A 17,577-nucleotide genomic window follows, 5' to 3' on the forward strand; every position below is an offset into this window, starting at 1 on the left:
GGTCCCCGGGAACCCCACGAGCCCGTCCGGCGTCTTGGCTGCCGTCAGCGTAGAACCGCACGGAGGTCAGGCCAGTCCATGGCGTACGACGGAAACCAGCCGACCGACGACCGGGCGCCCGACGGCCCGAATGACAGCTCCGGCGGGCAGCGGAGCGGCGGCGTGGGCGCCGCTCTCGCTGTCGTCGGGCGCCACCGGCGCGCGCTGTACGGCTTCACGCTCCTGGTGTCCGCCCTGACGGCCGTGCTCGGCCTCGCGATCCTGGCCGGCGGATTCGCGGCGGCCTGGGACACCTTCGAGGGCGTACGGGACTACGCGGACGCCAACATCGCCAACGAGGACTCCTACTCGGCCTACGCCGAGAACGCCCGGCCCGAGCTGGCAGAGGTCGGCCTCATGATGCTGCCGCTGTTTCTCGTCCTGGCACTCCTCGTCGTGTCCGTGCTGCACAGCGCGTACGCCGTCGGCGACGCCCACGCCACCCGCGACGGCGGACCGCTGACCCTGCGCAAGCTGTGGCGGCGTACCCGTCGCCGCCTTCCCGCCGCCGTCGCGGTCAACGCGCTGACCGGGCTCGCCGTGGGCGCCGTGGGAATGGTGGGCCTGGTGCTGTGGAGCCTCGTCGACGGCGGCAAGGTGCCCGGCGTCGAGCCCACGGCCCTGCACGAGACCGCGAGCCCGCAGTACACGCTGGTGGGCTGGGTGCTGCCGATCGCCCTGTGGTGCCTGGGCCCGCTGCTGTACTACCGGCTCTCGGCGGCCACCGCCGAGACGGTGCTGGAAGCCCGTTCCCCGTTCGCCGCGTTGCGCCGCTCCTGGGTACTGACCCGCCGCGCGCGATGGCGCACCCTCGGCCTGGGCACCCTGGTCACCGGAGCCGCCGTACTCGTCTTCACGTTGGCCCTGTACGCGGCCGCTCCCCTGGTCCACTTCGCCGGGCTCGGCATGCTGTGGCTCAGCGGTGACAACGTGTGGATCACCGGCGTGCTGGTGATGGTCCTGCCGTCGGCGATCGCCCTTCTCCTGCTGCCGCCGCTGGTCATGCCGCTGGTGTGCGCGGTGTTCGCCCGTCTCCATGGCGACCTGCGGCAGCGCGAGGAGGCCCGCCGGCCACAGGGTGCGTGACCGGCGGGCCTGATCGGCGGGGCGCCGGGCGGTCAGCCCTCCGCGCGGGCGGGCAGCCGCCATCCCGGACGCGGGAAGTGGCAGGTGTAACCGTCCGGGTAACGCTGCAGGTAGTCCTGGTGCTCCGGCTCGGCCTCCCAGAAGGGGCCGACCGGCTCCACCTCGGTGACGACCTCGCCCGGCCACAGACCGGACGCGTTCACATCCGCGATCGTGTCCTCGGCGATCCGCTTCTGCTCGTCGTCCACGTAGTAGATCGCCGAGCGGTAGCTGAGGCCCAGGTCGTTGCCCTGGCGGTTCTTGGTGCTCGGGTCGTGGATCTGGAAGAAGAATTCCAGGAGCGTACGGAAATCGGTCCCCGCGGGGTCGAAAAGGATCTCGATGGCCTCCGCGTGCGTGCCGTGGTTACGGTACGTCGCGTTCGGCACGTCTCCCCCGGTGTATCCGACCCGGGTCGCCGTCACGCCAGGGAGTCGGCGGATCAGGTCCTCCATCCCCCAGAAGCATCCGCCCGCCAGCACGGCCCTCTGTGTCTGCGCAGCCATTGCGGCCCTCCACTTTTCTGTCAGCTCGGTCACTCGGGCCGCTCGGTTCACACACCACCGGCGTCCATGCCCACTCACCACAACGCGCGAGGGTTCCGGGCGATTCCGCGCACGTCGCTCCGGGCGGTTCCGTACCTGTCGGCGCGACCGGCTCCGTACCGTCGGTCCGACCGGCTCCGTGGGCGGTGAGCGCCCCAGCCCTCCGGCAAAGGAGGTCACTGGAGGTCACAGGAGGTCAACGCGGGGCAGGGGCCCCTCGACGTCGCCGAGAGACCCCTGCCCTAGTTCTGCCCGCTGATCTGCCCGCTGATCTCAGCGCGTCACACGCCGGGCTTTCGCTCGGCGGGCGTTGGCACCGTGGGCGTTCACACCGTGGGCTTGTAGAAGGTGTACGTGGCGGTGTACGGGACGCTGACCTGGTCGGTGCCGGTGCAGGCCGTGGTGGGGGCGACGCCGCCGGTGGTGCCGAGGCGCTGGATGTAGGAGACGTCGGCGAAGACCCCGGCGCCGCGGGTGGCGGTCGACTTCAGCAGCAGCTCGGGGATGGTTCCGGTCTTGGGCGAGGTGGCGACGGCGGCGGCGTTCACGGCGCTGCCGTCGACCGTGGACACCCAGACGGGGCCTCGGGAGTGCAGGGCGACCGGACGGTGGGAGTGGTCGTTCCTGGCCGAGAGGGTGGCGGCGGGCTCCAGCAGCTTCCACGCGCCGTCGGTGCAGGTGTAGGTCTGGACACCGGTGGCGGAGAAGACGCCGGTGAGGCGGTTGCCTTCGGGGACCTTCAGCACGTCGGGAACGTCGACGCCGACGCGTACGGGCTGGGAGACCGCGGCCTGGCCGGCCGACGCGCCGGAGAGCGTGCCGGCGGTCACGGCGGCGAGAGCCGCGGTGGTGAGGACAAGACGCTTGGCGAGCTTCATCGAATGTGTCTCCAGAATAATTTCTGAACGAGGTCACGGGCGCGGAGGCGGACGCCGTTCCGCCGTGCCGGAATCGTTGACGAGACGACAGATCGGGCCGCCGGGCTGAGCGCGCAGCACGTGACGGAGCAAGGAGTATCACCGCCGTGTTCCGTCTTGGCGAGGGCCTGCGGGGCATACGGCCGGTCACGCCACGGCGGACTCGGGGACACCCCCCTTGCCCCACCACCTCCTCAAGCAGCCTCCGCGAGAAGGCTCCCCCCGAGAAACCTGCTCAAGAGACCTGACTCAAGAGACCTGACTCAAGAGACCTTGGGAATGGCGGAGTTGGGGTCGACACCCGCGAACGCCAGGCCTATGACGAAGCCCGCGACCTCCTCCAGTTGGCGGACCCGGTCCAGGGACCCCAGCGTCGCCGGCGCTCCGCCGACGTCACTCACCAGCTCGCCCACGGCCCGCAGGGCCGCCGGATCGTCGCCGCACATCGCCACGGTCGCGCGGGGTCGGCCGTCATCGCCGGCGCTGGTCCACAGGCCGGCGGGAAAGAGGTGGAACGCCTTCACCACGTGGGCTCCCGGAGCAAGCCCGGCGATCCGCTCCGCCATCGACTCGCCCTCGCCGGTGAGCAGATCGCCGACACCGTGCGCGACGGCGTTCGTCGGGTCGATCAGAGGCGTCCCCGCGAGTACGCCGTCGGACGCGCCCGCCAGTGCCAGCATGTCCTCGACGCCGTCCCAGGACACGGCGAGCAGGACCGCGTCGCGGCCCGTGACCGCCTCGCGCGGAGCGACGGCCCTCGTCCCGTGCCCCAGTCGCTCGGCGAGCTTCTCCGCCTTGACCCGCGATCGTCCGCCGATCGACACCTCGTGTCCCGCGCGGATCCAGCCCTCGCCCAGGGCCGCCGCCAGTGTTCCCGTTCCCAGGATCCCGATGCGCATGGTCGCCACCTCTCGAACCGCAATAATTCGTGGTCGGTTGACCAGCCACGGTAAGGACCACGTCACGCACCGATCGGTGCGTGACGGCGCGCGATGATGGCGGTGAGATGACTGACGACGACGCGCACTGCTACGACCTGGTCGCCGACTGCCGGTTGCGCGCGGCCACCGATCTGTTCGCCCACACCTGGGATCCCGTCGTGCTGGCGGCCCTTCGCGCGGGACCGTGCCGGCGCCGTGACCTGCGGGCCGCGATCGGAGGCATCAGTGACAAGGTCCTGACCGACACGCTGCGCCGCCTGCTCGCCAACGGCCTGGTGGACCGCCAGGTCCACGCCGAGGCGCCGCCCCGCGTCGGGTACGCCCTGAGCAGGCTGGGGCGGAGCCTGGTCGAGGGCCCCATGGAAGCACTCGGCCGCTGGGTGGACGAGCACGGTGACGAGCTGCTCGAAGCCCAGGAGGCCGGAGAAACACATGAAGTCCATGAGATGCACGAGGCGCAGGCCCGCTAGAGGGGGCTACTCCACCTCTATGCCGTGGTCCTGGACGAGTTCCGTCAGGCCGCCCCGGTAGCCCTTGCCGCCGAGGACGAAGTCCCAGTCGCCGCCTGCCCTTCGGCGGAACGAGCCGAGCACCAGGGCGGTCTCGCGCGGTCGCCCGTCGGAGACCTCCAGCTGTCCCAGTTCGGACATCGCCGGGTCGAGCAGCCGGATGCGGGCGTCGGTGAAACCGGAGAGATCGGCGTCCGGATTGACCTCGGGGTCGACCGCGGCCACGAGGACGAAGCGGTCCGCCCGCTCCGGCAGCCCGTCGAAGGAGACGCAGATCGCGGCCTTGTCGGGCTCGGTCGCGGGAAGCGTACGCACCGAACCGTCAGGGGTCTGCGGGTTGTTGAAGAAGACGAAGTGATCGTCGCTGAGGACGCGGTTGCCGGAGCAGACGAGAGCGCACACGTCCAGGGCGACACCACCGGTCCACGACATGCCGAGGACGTTGTAGTCGTCGGGCAGCCGGGAGCCGGTGCCCGAAGACCCCGACCCCGCCGACCCTGTCGACCCAGCCGACCCCGCGCCGCCGCCCGGACGGTCCGGCTCGCCCAGCCGCCCGCGCAGCCCGTGCCGGTGCAGCAGATCGACCAGCTCGGGGCCCGAGACGAGTTCGAGCGGTTTGCCGTTGGCGAAGGTGTGCGAGCCGGGGCCGAAGCCCGAAGTCGTGACCAGGACGCTCTTGTTGGCGCCCGCGTCCTGCACGGTCCCGTACAAGTCCCGTACGGCGGTGGGGGGAACGGTGTTGCGGTACCTCTTCACCTGCACGACGATCTTGCCGCCGCGGATCGGTGCCGGATCGAGCGCGTCGACGTCCACACCGCCGTCGCCCGAGCGCTGGGTCGTCACGGCCTGCATGCCCATGGCCCGGAAGAGTTCGGCGACGAGGTTCTCGAAGGCGATCGGATCCATGGCGTACAGGTCCGGTTCCTCGTCGCCGCCGTGGGCGACGACGCGGTTCCCGACGTCCTGCGGCCGGCGGCTCAGCCGTACGGGTGTCAGCTGGTCCGGCCGGGCCGACAGCTGTCCGCGCAGGGCGTCGGACAGGCAACTGCCCGCTTCCACCTGTGCGAGATGCAGGTCACGGAACGCCGAGCGGGTGGCCATGACGGTCGCGAGGAAGATCTGACCGGGCCGGCCCGTCGTCGGGTCGTGTCCGTCCACGAACCCGTTCAGGGTCACCGATTCGAGGGCGCCCAGCTCGTCCGCGGCGAAGAGTTCGTGCAGGACGAGCAGCATGCACTGCGCGAGGACGTCCCGGTACAGCGCCCGCCGCTGGCTCACGGGCCGCGCGGTCTCCTTGTCCTGGTCGGTCCCGGACACGTAGCGGACGGACTTGACCTCGGGGACGATGCCGAAGCCGGGCAGCTCCCAGTCCAGCACCAGTTGTCGGGCCGCCGGGTCATAGGCTGCCGCGACCTGGCGCGGCAGGTCCTCCGGCCAGGCCTTCGAGGCGTAGAGAGCGGCGGAGAAGTACTCGATCACCGCGTCGGGATCCAGGCGCCGGACGCCCTCGACCACCTCGGCGACGCCCGCGTTGTGACGGCGCACCTCGGCCAGCTGGGCGTCGGCCCACTCCTGGTACTGCCGCTGGTAGGCGGCCAGTTGCTGCTGCCTGCGCGCCTCCGCGGTCCGGGCCGCGTGCCAGTCCTGCTCGAAGCGCGCCCTCGCTTCGGCCTGCGCCTGGGCCCGGCGGTTCGCGGTCCAGCCGCTCTGCACCTGGTACTGGCCGGCGTCCGGCATGCGTACCGGCTGCGCCAGCGGTCCCGGGGCGAAGGGCTGGACCTCTTCGGGCCGCATGAGCGAGGACGCCCTGAAGGCGGGAGTGCGGCAGCCCGCGGCGAGAAGTCCCTGCAAGGAAGCGACCTGCGCGTCCAGTTCGTCGGTACGGCGTTGCGCCTCCGCCTGCCGGTACTGGCGGTGGCTCTGGGCCGCTCGCCGCTGGTAGGCCAGCGTCTGCTGCGCCTCCCGCCTGCGCTGTCCGGCTTCGACTTCCAGCTGGCGCTGTTGCTGCCGTTGTACTTCGGCCCAGACGCCGACAAAACCAGTAGAGCGACGAGACATGTGCTGCAGGCCCTCCCCAGGACGTTGACAGCCTCAAGGGAACCCGGCAGGTGTGCCGACAGCGGCGCCTACCCCCGCGCCCCGCTCCCCGCTCCCGTAAGGCCTGGTAAGTATCTCCAAACTGTGGCCGTTCGGGTCCTCGAAGTACGTGCCGCGACCGCCGTCGTTCGTGTTGATCTCGCTGACGCGGCGGTGGTACGGGTCGGCCCAGTAGGTGAGGCCGGCGTCCTGGACGCGGGCGAAGATCGTGTCGAAGTCGTCCTCCGAGACCAGGAACGCGTAGTGCTGGGGCGGGATGGAACCGACGGCGTCCATGTAGTCGAGGGTCACGCCGTTCGGGATCTGCACGGGGATGAAGGGGCCGTACGGAGGGCTCACCTCCAGGCCGAGGATGTCGGCCAGGAACCGGGCCGAGGTCTTCTTGTCGTGGGCGGCGACGATCGTGTGGTTCAGCTCGACGGTCATCGTGCGGGCCTCCTCGGCTCGTCGGAACACCTTCGCTGTCCGTCCACGCTAGGCGTCCGCACGGCGGGGCGGCACCCCCCCCCCCCCCCCCGCAACCCGCACAGGCCCTGACCGGCGCCCTGATCCTGCTCACAGCCGACCTGACCGCCCGCACGCCGACGCCCCCACTGGAAATCCCAGCGGGGGCACTGAACGACGCAACCTTGCAGCTTCCAGGGGCGCGGGGAACGGCGCAGTCCTTTGCCTTTCAGGGGCGCGGGGAACGGCGCAATCTTTCAGCTCTTAGGGGCGCGGGGAACGGCGCAGTCCTCTGCCTTCGAGGGGCGCGGGGAACGGCGCACCCACCCCCCACGCACCCGCAGACGAAATCGCACCCAGCGAAACTAGATCGTCGCGGCGTCGATCACGAACCGGTACCGCACATCACTACCGAGCACCCGCTCGTACGCCTCGTTGATCTCAGCCGCACTGATCAGCTCGATCTCCGCCCCGAACCCGTGCTCCGCACAGAAGTCGAGCATCTCCTGCGTCTCCTGGATCCCCCCGATCCCGGACCCGGCGAGGGTCTTACGCCCACCGATCACGGAGAACAGGTTCAAGGAAACCGGCTCCTCGGGCGCGCCCACGTTCACGAACGCGCCGTCCGACCGCAGCAGCGACAGGAACTTGTCCAGGTCCAGCGGAGCGGAGACGGTGGAGAGGATCAGATCGAACGTGCCGCGCAGTTCCTCGAAGGTCTTCGGGTCACTGGTCGCGTAGTAGTGGTCGGCGCCCAGCTTCAGCCCGTCGTCCTTCTTGCGGAGCGACTGCGACAGCACGGTCACCTCCGCACCGAGGGCGTGCGCGATCTTGACGCCCATGTGTCCGAGGCCGCCCATACCGAGGATCGCGACCTTCTTGCCGGGGCCGGCGTTCCAGTGCTTGAGCGGGGAGTACGTGGTGATGCCGGCGCACAGCAGCGGCGCGGCCTCGTCGAGGGCCAGGCCCTCGGGGATACCGACGGTGAATGCCTCGTCGACCACGATGTGGGTCGAGTAGCCGCCGTAGGTGATCTCGCCGTTCCTGTCGACGGCGTTGTACGTGCCGGTGTTGCCCTGGGTGCAGTACTGCTCCAGGCCCGCCTTGCAGTTCTCGCACTCACGGCAGGAGTCGACCATGCAGCCGACGCCCACGCGGTCGCCGACGGCGAACTTGGTGACAGCCGAGCCGACCTCGGTGACGATGCCGGCGATCTCGTGGCCGGGGACCATCGGGAAGATGGCCTCGCCCCAGCCCTCCCGGGCCTGGTGGATGTCGGAGTGACAGATACCGGCGAACTTGATCTCTATCAGGACGTCCTGCTCGCCGACCGGGCGACGCTCAATGGTGGTGCGCTCCAGCGGAGCCTTGGCGGCGGGTGCGGCGTATGCGGCGACAGTGGTCATGCGGAGGGTTCTCCTAAGGAGGGGGTCTGCGCCCGGCCTGCCTTCCGGCCGGGTACGGCGTCCAGCCTGCCCCGTATGCCGACCTTCACCCAGACCACGGTGTTTCGTACGTCCACTGGTCCTACTACTGGCGGGGGCAGGTTCGTAGGCGTACGACCGTGTAGCACCGTGAATACTGGACGTATGGACGAACAGCCCTCTCAGGAGCCCACCGGCGGACCCGGACAGGAACCGGGGCGGCGGCTGGACCGGCGTGCCGAGCTCAGTGAGTTCCTGCGCACCCGCCGGGCGCGGCTGAAGCCGGAGGACGTGGGGCTGCCGGACTTCGGGCGGCACCGCCGGGTGCCGGGGCTGCGCCGCGAGGAGCTGGCGCAGCTGGCCGGGGTCTCCGTGGCGTACTACACCCGCCTTGAGCAGGGCAACGGGCGGAACGTGTCGACGGAGGTGCTCGACGCCATCGCGCGCGCTCTGCAGCTGAGCGGGGCCGAGCACGCGCATCTCACGCATCTCGCGAAGCCGAAGCAGCACAAGAAGAAGGTGTCGGCCCGGCCGCAGCAGGTGCGGGTGCCGCTGCGGCAGCTGATCGACACCTTCGACAGCGTGCCCGCGTACGTGGTGGGGCGGCGCTCCGACATCCTCGTGTGGAACCGGATGTCCGCGGCCGTGTTCGGGGACTGGTCGCAGATGCCCGCGCAGGAGCGGAACTGGGCGCGGATGGTGTTTCTCCGGCCCGAGTTCCGCGAGCTGTTCGTGGAGTGGGAGCAGAAGGCGTCCGACATGGTGAGTTTTCTGCGTATGGACGCGGGGTGCCATCCGGACGATCCTCGGCTGTCGGCTCTGGTCGGGGAGCTGTCCGTGAAGAGTGAGGAGTTCCGGCGGCTGTGGGCGACGCATGACGTCAAGGAGAAGAGTCACGGGGTGAAGCGGCTGCATCATCCTCTGGTCGGTGAGCTGACGCTCTCCTTCGAGACGTTCAAGCTCGTCGACGACGAGGAGTTGTCGATGGTCACGTACCACGCGGAGCCGGGGTCGCCCTCGGCGGAGGCACTCCGCTTGCTGGCCAGCTGGGGAACGGACGCCGTCCAGGCGGGTTCGTCGGCGCCGCGAGCGTAGTCAGGGGCTCCGCCCCCGAACCCCCGCTCCTCAAACGCCGGAGGGGCTGAGACATCCGAAGGGGCTGAGGATCGGGGCGCGGCCCCATCTTCAGGGGCGCGGGGAACTGCGCGGCCAGCCCCCACCGGCCCGCAGCCGAAACCCACCTCCAGCCCGTCCGGCGCTTGAGGACAACGGAGATCAGCCCTGGTACGGAGGAGCTGAACCCCACGTCCACCGCGGAACCGCCTGCTCCGCAGGAGCCACCGCGTCCGGCCCGGAGAAGTACACGGCCAACCGCGTCCCCCACTCCGCGTACGCCACGAACGCCGAGCGGAACTCGGCGTCCGTCGGCAGCCCCGCCTCGTCCGCCGCGTCCTGCAGCAGATTGACCCAGCGCCGGCGCTGCGCCTCGGTGATGCCCTTCCCCAGGTGCTTGGCGACCATGTGGCCGTGTCCGCCCTGCGTCTCGGAGTAGGCGGGCGGCCCGCCGAAGACCTCGCCGAACCAGGACGCGACATGGGACGCGTGCTCGGCGGCGAGCCCTTCGAAGACGGGGGCGAGGACGTCGTCCTTGAGGACCTTGGCGTAGAAGGCCTCGGTGAGCCGGGTGAAGGCCTCGGCGCCCCCGGCCCACGCGTACAGGGTCGGCACCGCCGCCCCCGTGCCCCGTACCGTCGTCGGTTTGTAGTGGCGCATCTCCTCGATGGACCCGTCGAAGGGGCCCACCTCGGCGATGAAGTCGGTGAAGAGCTCGGACCCGCGGAAGCCCTCGACGTGGTCCTCGGTGGACGTCCAGGTGATGCGGAGCACGAAGTGCTCGAAGTCCTTCTCGCAGCGGGCCAGCTCGTAGTCGACGCACTGCGGGGCCGCCGCGAGGTGCGCGGTGGCCCGGGTGTACGCGGCGAGGAACTGCGGCGACTGCTGCTCGGGAATGAGGTAGCGGATGTACTCAACGGTGTGCGAGGTCATACCCCCCGCATACCCGAACGGCCCGCCGACAGCTCTCTTCGGCGGACCGTTCGTGTATTTCAGCGTTCAGCGAGCCCTACGGCTCACTTCCCGTAGTACGCGTTGTAGATCGAGATCGTCGACTTGTTGCCCTTCTTGTCGGCGATCTTGGCGTGGAACGAGATGCCCTTGCCCTTGGCGGGGTTGGTGATCGCGATCTTGCCGTTCTTGACGGTGACCTTCTTCCAGGTCTGGCCGTAGTCGTACGACACGTACACCGCCAGGGACTTCAGGTTCGAGCCCGCTGCCGAGCCCTGGACGGTCACCGGGACGGAGACCTTCTTGTCCGCCGGTGCCCTGCTGTCCAGGCCCACGGCCGCGTCGAAGCGGATCGAGGACGCGGGCAGCTTGGCCAGGTCGGCCTTCTTGGAGCGGAAGGTCCAGCTGGCGTCGACGCGGGTGGAGGCCGCGGCGACCTTGACGGTCCGCTTGACCGAGGTGGTCAGCTTGTACGAGGCGTCACCGGCCGGAACCTTGAAGATGCCGTCCCCGACCAGCGGGTCGCTGTTCGAGCCGACCTTGGCGCCGTTGCGGTAGAGGGTCGTGGTGACCGACGAGTAGAGCGAGGAGCCGGCGTGGGTCTTGCCGTCGGCGAACAGCGGCAGGTAGCCGTAGATGCCGTTGCCCTCGCGGTAGAGCCCGAAGGAGGAGGAGAGGCGCGGGCCGAAGACCGCCGTGTTGAAGGTCTTCTCGTAGCTCTTGCCCGCGCCGAGGGTCTGCGGGGTGCCGAGCGTGTAGAAGGCCTCGACGATCGGGAAGCCCCACTCGTCGAGCCCGCCGTGCTGCTCGAAGTCGAGGTTCCACTTGACCCCGCCCGCGGTGGACAGGTGCACCGTCCGCGTGCCGGGCAGCGTCTGCTGGATACCGATCGCGGAGGAGCCGGAGCTGCCGGGCAGGCTGCCCCAGGCGGTGATCGCGCCCTTCTTGCCGCTCGACGAGGCGCCCAGACCGGTCTTCACCGTGGCCAGTTCGCTCGCCTTGTAGTGCTTGGTGTAGCCGGTGGCGAGCTGCTTGACCTTGGCTCCGGCGGTGGTGTCGTACTCCTCGGCGGGCTTGGCCCAGTGGCCGTCCCACTGCTGGTACAGCGTGCCGTCCGTGATCTGCGGACCCGCGTGCGCGGCACGGAAGTTGGTGTACGTGTCCAGCCACCAGCCGAACGAGTAGCTGCCGTTGCCGGCGTCCACCGTGTAGTCGGCGGAGGCGAACTCCGACTTCACCGCCGCGTCGGGCACGGTGATGTCCACCGGCTTGGCGGTCCGCGCGTCCACCGTGATGGTGGCGCTCTTGTCGATGCTCAGCTTCGGCTGGGCCACCCAGTCGGTGCCCTTGCCGAAGTCCTCCGGGTCGACGAAGAACGCCGAGTCGAGGATGTAACCGCCCTTGGGCACGCGGACCTTGACGGTGCCGGACGCGTCGTAGGGCGAGTACCACTTCTCCTGGGCGAGCCCGGAGACACCGGCGAGGTTGGTGTTGTACTCCTTCGCCGGGTTGCCGTCACGGTCGATGAACTTGAGGGTGACGTCGTACGACTCCACCTCGCGCTGCACCGCCGCCGCCGTGCGTACGCTCTGGCCGCCACCGGTGGCGGTCACGTACGCGGAGTAGGCGCCGTCGACCGTACCGCCGAGCTTGCTGTTGACCGTGAGGTCGGCGGAGGCCGTGCCGCCCGCCGGAACGGTCAGCGTCTTGGCGCCGAGCGTGAAGAAGCCGGCCGGTGCGGCCTGCCCCTTCGGGTCGGTGGCCGTCACGGCGAGGTTCAGCGTGACGTCGGCCGTCCCGAGGTTGCGGTATGTGACCTTCTCGGTGACCGGGGTGTCGTCGGTGTGCGGCCACTGCTGGACGCCGAAGCTCACCGAGGACGGTTCGGCGACCACGGTCTGCTTGATGGCCTCGCCGACCTGGATCCGGCCCGAACCCTGCTGGAACGGCGTGTACTTGCCGCCCTTCGCCGAGCCGGTCAGCGCGCCCTTGAGCTCGGTGTACGTCCAGCCGGGGTGCTGCTGCTTCAGGATCGCCGCGGCGCCCGCGACATGCGGGGTCGCCATCGACGTACCCGAGATGGTCACATAGCCGGCCGGCTTCTCGCCGACCTCCTTGGCTATGACGCTGCCCGGGGCCGAGGCGGCCGTGATGTCCACGCCGGGCGCGGTCACGTCGGGCTTGATCTGCCCGTCGAGACCGGGGCCCCTGCTGGAGAACGAGGCCAGCTTGTCCGCGTCGTCGACGGCGCCCACGGTGAGCGCGGCCTCCGCGCTGCCCGGCGAGCCGATCGTCTGCTCGCCGAAGTCGCCGTCGTTGCCCGCGGCGATGGCGAAGAGGATGCCCTTCTCCTTGGACAGCTTGTTGACCTGTGCCTCAAGGGGGTCGATGTCGGGGGTGTCCCCGCCGCCCAGGCTGAGGTTCACGACGTCGGCGCCCTGCTCGGCCGCCCAGTCCATCCCGGCGAGGATGCCGGAGTCGTCGCCGTAGCCGTTGTCGTCGAGCACCTTGCCGTTGAGCAGCTTGGCACCGGGCGCGACGCCCTTGTACTTGCCGGCCGACTTGGCACCCGTACCGGCCACGATGGACGCGACGTGTGTGCCGTGGCCGTACTTGTCGGTCGCGTCGGCGGCGGCGGAGAAGTTCTTCGCGGCGACGACCTGGTTCTTGAGGTCGTCGTGGGTCGCGTCGACACCGGTGTCGAGGACTGCGACCTTGATGCCCTTGCCGTCGTAGCCCGCGGCCCACGCCTTGTCGGCGCCGATCTGCTTGACGGACTTGTCGAGGCTGGCCTTGCGGACCCCGTCGAGCCAGACGTGGGCTATGCCGGAGGCGGTCCTCGCGCCGCCCGCCCGCGTGTCGGTGACCGCGGCCCACAGGTCGGGCGCGTCGCCCTTGGGCGTCAGCACCGCGTCCGCGTTCAGCGACTTGAGGGTCCTGCGGACCTTGGTGTCGCCGGCTTCGCGGACGTCCGCCTTCGCCGCCGCGGCCGCGCCGCGGTAGCCGACGATCAGCTTGAGGCCCTGCTCCTGGGCCTTGCGGTTGGCCGACTTGTTGAGTTCGGTGACGTCGAAGAGCCGCTGGTCGAGCTTGCCGCCGGCTATCAGCCGTGCCGCGTCGGCCGGCACGACGAGGGTGTGCCCGTCGGCCTTGCGGATCTGGACGGGTATCCCCTCGCGGCCCTTGGCCCGCTCCAGGCCGATGACGCGGCCCTTGCCGTCGACGACGACACGGTCGCCGGTGATCAGGGTGACGCGGTGCTTGGGCGTGGTCTGTACGGCCTGGTCACCGGCCGTACGCTCGGCCTCCGCCGACGCCGGGCTGGTCATGCCCGCCGCCAGGGCCACGGCCGCTGCCGCGGCGATCGTGGCCGCGCACGCTCTCTTCACTTGTCTGCGCAAGTCTCCCCCTGGAGATCAGGTCCGGGATGAACCCCCGTTCATCCGGCCGGGGGACATCCCGTACGCATGCTCGCGCGTAACCCCCCGGAATACTCAGTATGCCGGGGGGTGAACTGGTGCTCAATAGTGAGACTGCGGTCAAGAGTTGGCGTTTTCCTTGACGGTGATCTTCCCCTTCCGGATCGTGGCGACCCTCGGGGCCTTTTTCGCGAGCGCGGAATCGTGCGTGACCATGATGAAAGTGAGCCCGTGCTCCTTCCACATGGTTTCGAGTACGTCCATGATCTCGTCGCGCATGGACTCGTCGAGGTTGCCGGTCGGTTCGTCGGCGAGCAGCACCTTCGGCTGCTTGACCAGGGCACGGGCGATGGCGACGCGCTGCTGCTGGCCTCCGGAGAGCTCGGCGGGCAGATGCCCGGCCCGCTCGGCGAGCCCCACCGACTCCAGCGCGGCGGCGGCCCTCTCCCGGCGTTCCCTCACCTTCACCTTCAGCGGTACGAGGGCGGTCTCCACGTTCTCCTGGGCCGTGAGGGTGGGAATGAGATTGAAACTCTGGAAAACGAATCCGATGTTCTCGCTGCGGACGTTCGTCAGTTTGGTCTCGGACAATCTGGCGAGATCTGTTCCGTCGAGTTCTATGGATCCGGAGGTGGGGCGGTCGAGGCCGCCGAGCATCTGGAGGAGGGTGGACTTGCCGCCGCCGGTGGGGCCCTGGATGACCAGGCGGTCGCCGTCCGCGATGGTCAGGTCCACGCCCGCGAGAGCGTGCACGGTCTCCTTGCCCCGCTTGTACTGCTTGGTGATGCCTCTTAGTTCGTACACGTAGGACTCCTGGGCCGGGGCGCTCCGCTGGGGGCGCGGTATGAAAAAGTGCGGGCCGTCCGTGGCTGGTCGCGCAGTTCCCCGCGCCCCCGAGGGGCCGGGGTGCGGGGCCGCCCGTAGGTGTTCGGGCTACTCGACCCTGCGCAGGGCGTCCGCCGGGCGGAGGCGGGAGGCCCGCCAGCCGCCGAACGCGCCGGCGATGAGGCCGCCGGCCACCGCGAGGCCCACCGCGATCGCGATCGTGTCGAGGGCGACGGGTGCCGTGAGCGTCACGTCGAGGGCCTTGGACGCCGCCTGGCGGGCCGGGCCGCCCATGCCGCCGCCACCGGGGCCTCCACCGCCGCCGGGGCCGCCCATGCCCCCGCCCGTGGAGGCGAGTTCGGCCTGGAGGGTCGGGCTGATCGCGGTGACGGCGTACGCGCCGCCGAGGCCGAGGGCGATACCGAGGACGCCGCCGACGAGCCCGTTGACGACGGCCTCGCCGACGACCTGCCGGGTGACCCGGCCGGACTTCCAGCCGAGCGCCTTCAGCGTGCCGAACTCGCGGACGCGGCGCGAGACCGCGGACGAGGTGAGCAGTCCGGCGACCAGGAACGCGGCCACGAGCACCGCGATCGACAGCCACTTGCCCACGTTCGAGGCGAGGTCGGAGGCGGTGGACAGCGACCCGGAGACCGTGTCGGCGAGGTCGGCCGACGTCGTCACCGTCGTACCCGAGATGTTCTTCTGGATGGTCGACTTGACGGCGTCGATCTGCTGCGAGTCGGACGCCTGGACGTAGATCGTGGTGACCTTGTTCTTGGAGTCGCTGAGCGTCTGCGCCTGCCTGAGCGGGATGTACAGGTTGGCCGCCGCGTCACCGCTGTCGGGGGTCGCGATGCCGATGACCTTGTACTTGACGCTCTTGACGGTGACGGTGTCACCGAGTGCGAGCTTCTTCTCCTTGGCGTAGGACTTGTCGGCGACCACGACTTTCGCGTCGGTCTCGGAGGTCTTGAAGGTACGGCCGCTGGTGATCTTCGAGGAGGTCAGCGGGCCCAGCGCGGGCTTGGTGACGTCCGTGCCGTAGACCGAGTAGTTGTTGACGTCGAAGTCGGCGCCGCCGCCCTCGACCCGGCCCTGCGGGGACTGCTGGGCACCGGGGCCGCCGCCCTGCTGGTTGCCGCCGCCCCCGCCCTGCTGCTGGTCCTGCCGGAACTCGCCCCGCTGGAACTGGCCGCTGACCTTGATGACCTGGAGGCTGAGCCCGCCGACGGCGTCCGAGACGCCCTCCTGCGTGTCGACCTCGGAGACCGTGCTCGACGCCAGGGTCTGGAAGCCCTGCACCATGACGCGGTCGCTGCTCTGCTCCTCGTCGGAGTCACCGTCCCGGGCGTCGAACTGGAAGCGCGGGCGCTCACCCGTGCTCGACCGGGCCTGGGCCGCCTTGGTGACCGTCATGTCCGTGCCCAGCCCGTACAGCGACTGGAGGACCTTGCCCTGCGCCTTCTCCATGCCGGACGACACGGAGCTGACCACGATGACCAGGGCGATGCCCAGGGCGAGTCCGGAGGCGACGACGAGCGCCGCCTTTCTGCGGCGGCGCAGTTCGCGCCTCAGATAGGTGAAGAACATGGCCGCAAGCTAGGTACGGCGCGTGATGGCGGGATAAGCCCCGCATAAGAGAAGGATGAGAAGGCTGTGCAGAACCCCGGAGCCGTCCCCGGGGACGCTGTGCGGATCTCCGGAACCCTGTGGGAAAACGCCGAGGGCGGCTGCTCCTGACGAGCAACCGCCCTCGGGACGAGGCGTGTTCGGGTCGGACGGCCAACCGGTCGGGTCAGACGGCCGAACCGGCCTTCCACGCCGCCCAGTCCAGGTTCCAGCCGTTGAGGCCGTTGTCCGGGGCGACGGTCTTGTCACCGGTGTTCCGCACGTCCACGACGTCACCGACGATCGAGTGGCTGTAGAACCAACCGCCCGGGGAGTTCGTGTCGTTGGCGCCCTTGGTGTCCGACAGGCCCACGCAGCCGTGGCTGGTGTTGACGCTGCCGAAGATGGACTTGGCGCCCCAGTAGTTGCCGTGGATGAAGGTGCCGGAGTTCGACAGCCGCATCGCGTGCGGGACGTCCTTGATGTCGTACTCGCCCTTGCCGTCGTCGTCCGTGAAGCCGACGGTGGCGCCGTTCATCCGGGTCTCCTTGAACTTCTCGGAGATCACCATCTGGCCCTGGTACGTCTTGTTCTCGGGCGAGCCCGCCGAGATCGGGATGGTGCGGATCGTCTTGCCGTTCTGCGTGACCTTCATCGTCTTGGTCTTGGCGTCGACGATCGAGACCTGGTCGCGGCCGATCTTGAAGGTGACCGTCTTCTGCTGCACGCCGTACACGCCCTCGGCACCCTCCACACCGTCGAGCTTCAGCTTCAGGGTGACGGTGGAGTTGCCCTTCCAGTACTCCTCGGGGCGGAAGTCCAGGCGGTTGGCGTTGAACCAGTGGCCGACGACATCCTGGCCGCTGGTGGAGGAGACGGTGATGCCCTTCTGGACGTCCGCCTTGTTCGTGATCGCCTTGTCGAAGTTGATCGAGACCGGCATGCCGACGCCGACGGTGGAACCGTCCTCGGGCGTGAAGTTGCCGATGAAGCTGTTGGCCGGGGAGACCGTCGTGAACGACGCGTTCTCGTGGGCGGCGCGGCCGTCCGAGTCCTTGGCCGTCGCGGCGATCTTGTAGGCGGTGGCGCGCTCCAGCTGAGCGCTGGGCTTCCAGGTCTTCTTGTCCGCGGATATCTCGCCCTCGACGGCGGCACCCTCCGCCGTCTTCATGGTCACATCCGTCAGTGTGCCCTTGGTCACAGTGACCGCGGCCGCGCTGTTGATGGAGGCGTTGTCGGACCCGTCCTTGGGCGTGATCTTGATCTGGGCCTCGGACGTCTTCTTCGCCGCCGCCTCGTCGACCTTGGACTGCGAGGAGCCGTCACCTTCGTCGTCGCCCTTGGGGTTGTCGCCGCCCCCTCCGCTGCACGCAGAGAGCATCAGCACCCCGCCGAGCAGTGCGGACGCGACCGTCAGGCCCTTGCGCCGCTTACTGTCCGTCATCACACGCTTCTCCATCGTTGCCGAATCCCCAAAACACCGAGAGTCCCCGTAACACCAATTAACGCTACGACCGGTTCGTCCCGTTCCACATCCATCACGGGTGTGGGGCATGCCACGTCGATCCACAGGGATACGCCTGGTGCGGGTGTCGGTCACTGCGCCCCTTGAGACGA

The 17,577-nt window shown here is 69.5% G+C and carries 14 protein-coding genes; 3 read left to right on the forward strand and 11 right to left on the reverse strand.

Annotated elements, in window-relative coordinates:
• Positions 1–78: 78 nt before the first annotated feature.
• The gene (locus OHS59_RS17360) at positions 79–1,125 is read left to right on the forward strand and encodes a hypothetical protein (protein ID WP_328494306.1); all 1,047 of its coding nucleotides are present in this window, start codon (positions 79–81) and stop codon (positions 1,123–1,125) included.
• A 32-nt stretch (positions 1,126–1,157) separates the two neighbouring features.
• Here the strand turns inward: OHS59_RS17360 and msrA are convergent, their stop codons facing one another.
• From msrA to OHS59_RS17375, 3 genes are all read right to left on the reverse strand, one after another.
• A complete protein-coding gene (gene msrA / locus OHS59_RS17365; protein ID WP_328494307.1) occupies positions 1,158–1,670 on the reverse strand; it encodes a peptide-methionine (S)-S-oxide reductase MsrA in 513 nt (170 codons plus the stop codon).
• A gap of 365 nt (positions 1,671–2,035) precedes the next feature.
• Positions 2,036–2,587 carry a DUF3455 domain-containing protein gene (locus tag OHS59_RS17370; RefSeq protein ID WP_328494308.1) on the reverse strand — a complete coding sequence of 184 codons (552 nt, stop codon included), beginning with the start codon at positions 2,585–2,587 and terminating at the stop codon, positions 2,036–2,038.
• Positions 2,588–2,889: 302 nt separating this feature from the next.
• Positions 2,890–3,525, reverse strand: coding sequence for an NADPH-dependent F420 reductase (locus OHS59_RS17375; RefSeq protein ID WP_328494309.1), 636 nt, complete (start codon positions 3,523–3,525; stop codon positions 2,890–2,892).
• Between the two features lie 107 nt (positions 3,526–3,632).
• On the opposite strand from OHS59_RS17375, the gene OHS59_RS17380 reads away from it, so the two are divergent.
• Positions 3,633–4,037, forward strand: a complete 405-nt coding sequence (locus OHS59_RS17380) for a winged helix-turn-helix transcriptional regulator (RefSeq protein ID WP_328494310.1) — start codon at positions 3,633–3,635, stop codon at positions 4,035–4,037.
• Positions 4,038–4,043: 6 nt separating this feature from the next.
• Here OHS59_RS17380 and OHS59_RS17385 read toward each other — a convergent pair whose 3' ends face one another.
• The 3 genes from OHS59_RS17385 to OHS59_RS17395 form a co-directional block, all read right to left on the reverse strand.
• A complete protein-coding gene (locus OHS59_RS17385) occupies positions 4,044–6,134 on the reverse strand; it encodes a restriction endonuclease (protein ID WP_328494311.1) in 2,091 nt (696 codons plus the stop codon).
• Positions 6,135–6,167: 33 nt separating this feature from the next.
• On the reverse strand, positions 6,168–6,599 hold the full coding sequence (locus tag OHS59_RS17390) for a VOC family protein (RefSeq protein WP_328494312.1): 432 nt from the start codon (positions 6,597–6,599) through the stop codon (positions 6,168–6,170).
• Between the two features lie 383 nt (positions 6,600–6,982).
• The gene (locus tag OHS59_RS17395; RefSeq protein WP_328494313.1) at positions 6,983–8,023 is read right to left on the reverse strand and encodes an NAD(P)-dependent alcohol dehydrogenase; all 1,041 of its coding nucleotides are present in this window, start codon (positions 8,021–8,023) and stop codon (positions 6,983–6,985) included.
• 183 nt (positions 8,024–8,206) lie between these two features.
• On the opposite strand from OHS59_RS17395, the gene OHS59_RS17400 reads away from it, so the two are divergent.
• Entirely contained in the window at positions 8,207–9,136 is a 930-nt protein-coding gene (locus tag OHS59_RS17400; RefSeq protein WP_328494314.1) for a helix-turn-helix transcriptional regulator, read from the forward strand.
• Positions 9,137–9,316: 180 nt separating this feature from the next.
• Here OHS59_RS17400 and OHS59_RS17405 read toward each other — a convergent pair whose 3' ends face one another.
• The 5 genes from OHS59_RS17405 to OHS59_RS17425 form a co-directional block, all read right to left on the reverse strand.
• Positions 9,317–10,087, reverse strand: coding sequence for a group II truncated hemoglobin (locus OHS59_RS17405; RefSeq protein WP_328494315.1), 771 nt, complete (start codon positions 10,085–10,087; stop codon positions 9,317–9,319).
• 83 nt (positions 10,088–10,170) lie between these two features.
• The gene (locus tag OHS59_RS17410; RefSeq protein WP_328494316.1) at positions 10,171–13,494 is read right to left on the reverse strand and encodes a S8 family peptidase; all 3,324 of its coding nucleotides are present in this window, start codon (positions 13,492–13,494) and stop codon (positions 10,171–10,173) included.
• A 150-nt stretch (positions 13,495–13,644) separates the two neighbouring features.
• Positions 13,645–14,328 (reverse strand): ABC transporter ATP-binding protein, encoded by a 684-nt coding sequence (locus OHS59_RS17415; protein ID WP_328494317.1) that lies wholly within the window; start codon positions 14,326–14,328, stop codon positions 13,645–13,647.
• 129 nt (positions 14,329–14,457) lie between these two features.
• Entirely contained in the window at positions 14,458–15,942 is a 1,485-nt protein-coding gene (locus OHS59_RS17420; protein WP_328494318.1) for an ABC transporter permease, read from the reverse strand.
• A 205-nt stretch (positions 15,943–16,147) separates the two neighbouring features.
• Positions 16,148–17,419 (reverse strand): L,D-transpeptidase, encoded by a 1,272-nt coding sequence (locus OHS59_RS17425; protein ID WP_328494319.1) that lies wholly within the window; start codon positions 17,417–17,419, stop codon positions 16,148–16,150.
• Positions 17,420–17,577 lie beyond the last annotated feature (158 nt).

Origin of the sequence: Streptomyces sp. NBC_00414 (assembly GCF_036038375.1) — a bacterium.
In the GTDB taxonomy this organism is placed as follows: domain Bacteria; phylum Actinomycetota; class Actinomycetes; order Streptomycetales; family Streptomycetaceae; genus Streptomyces.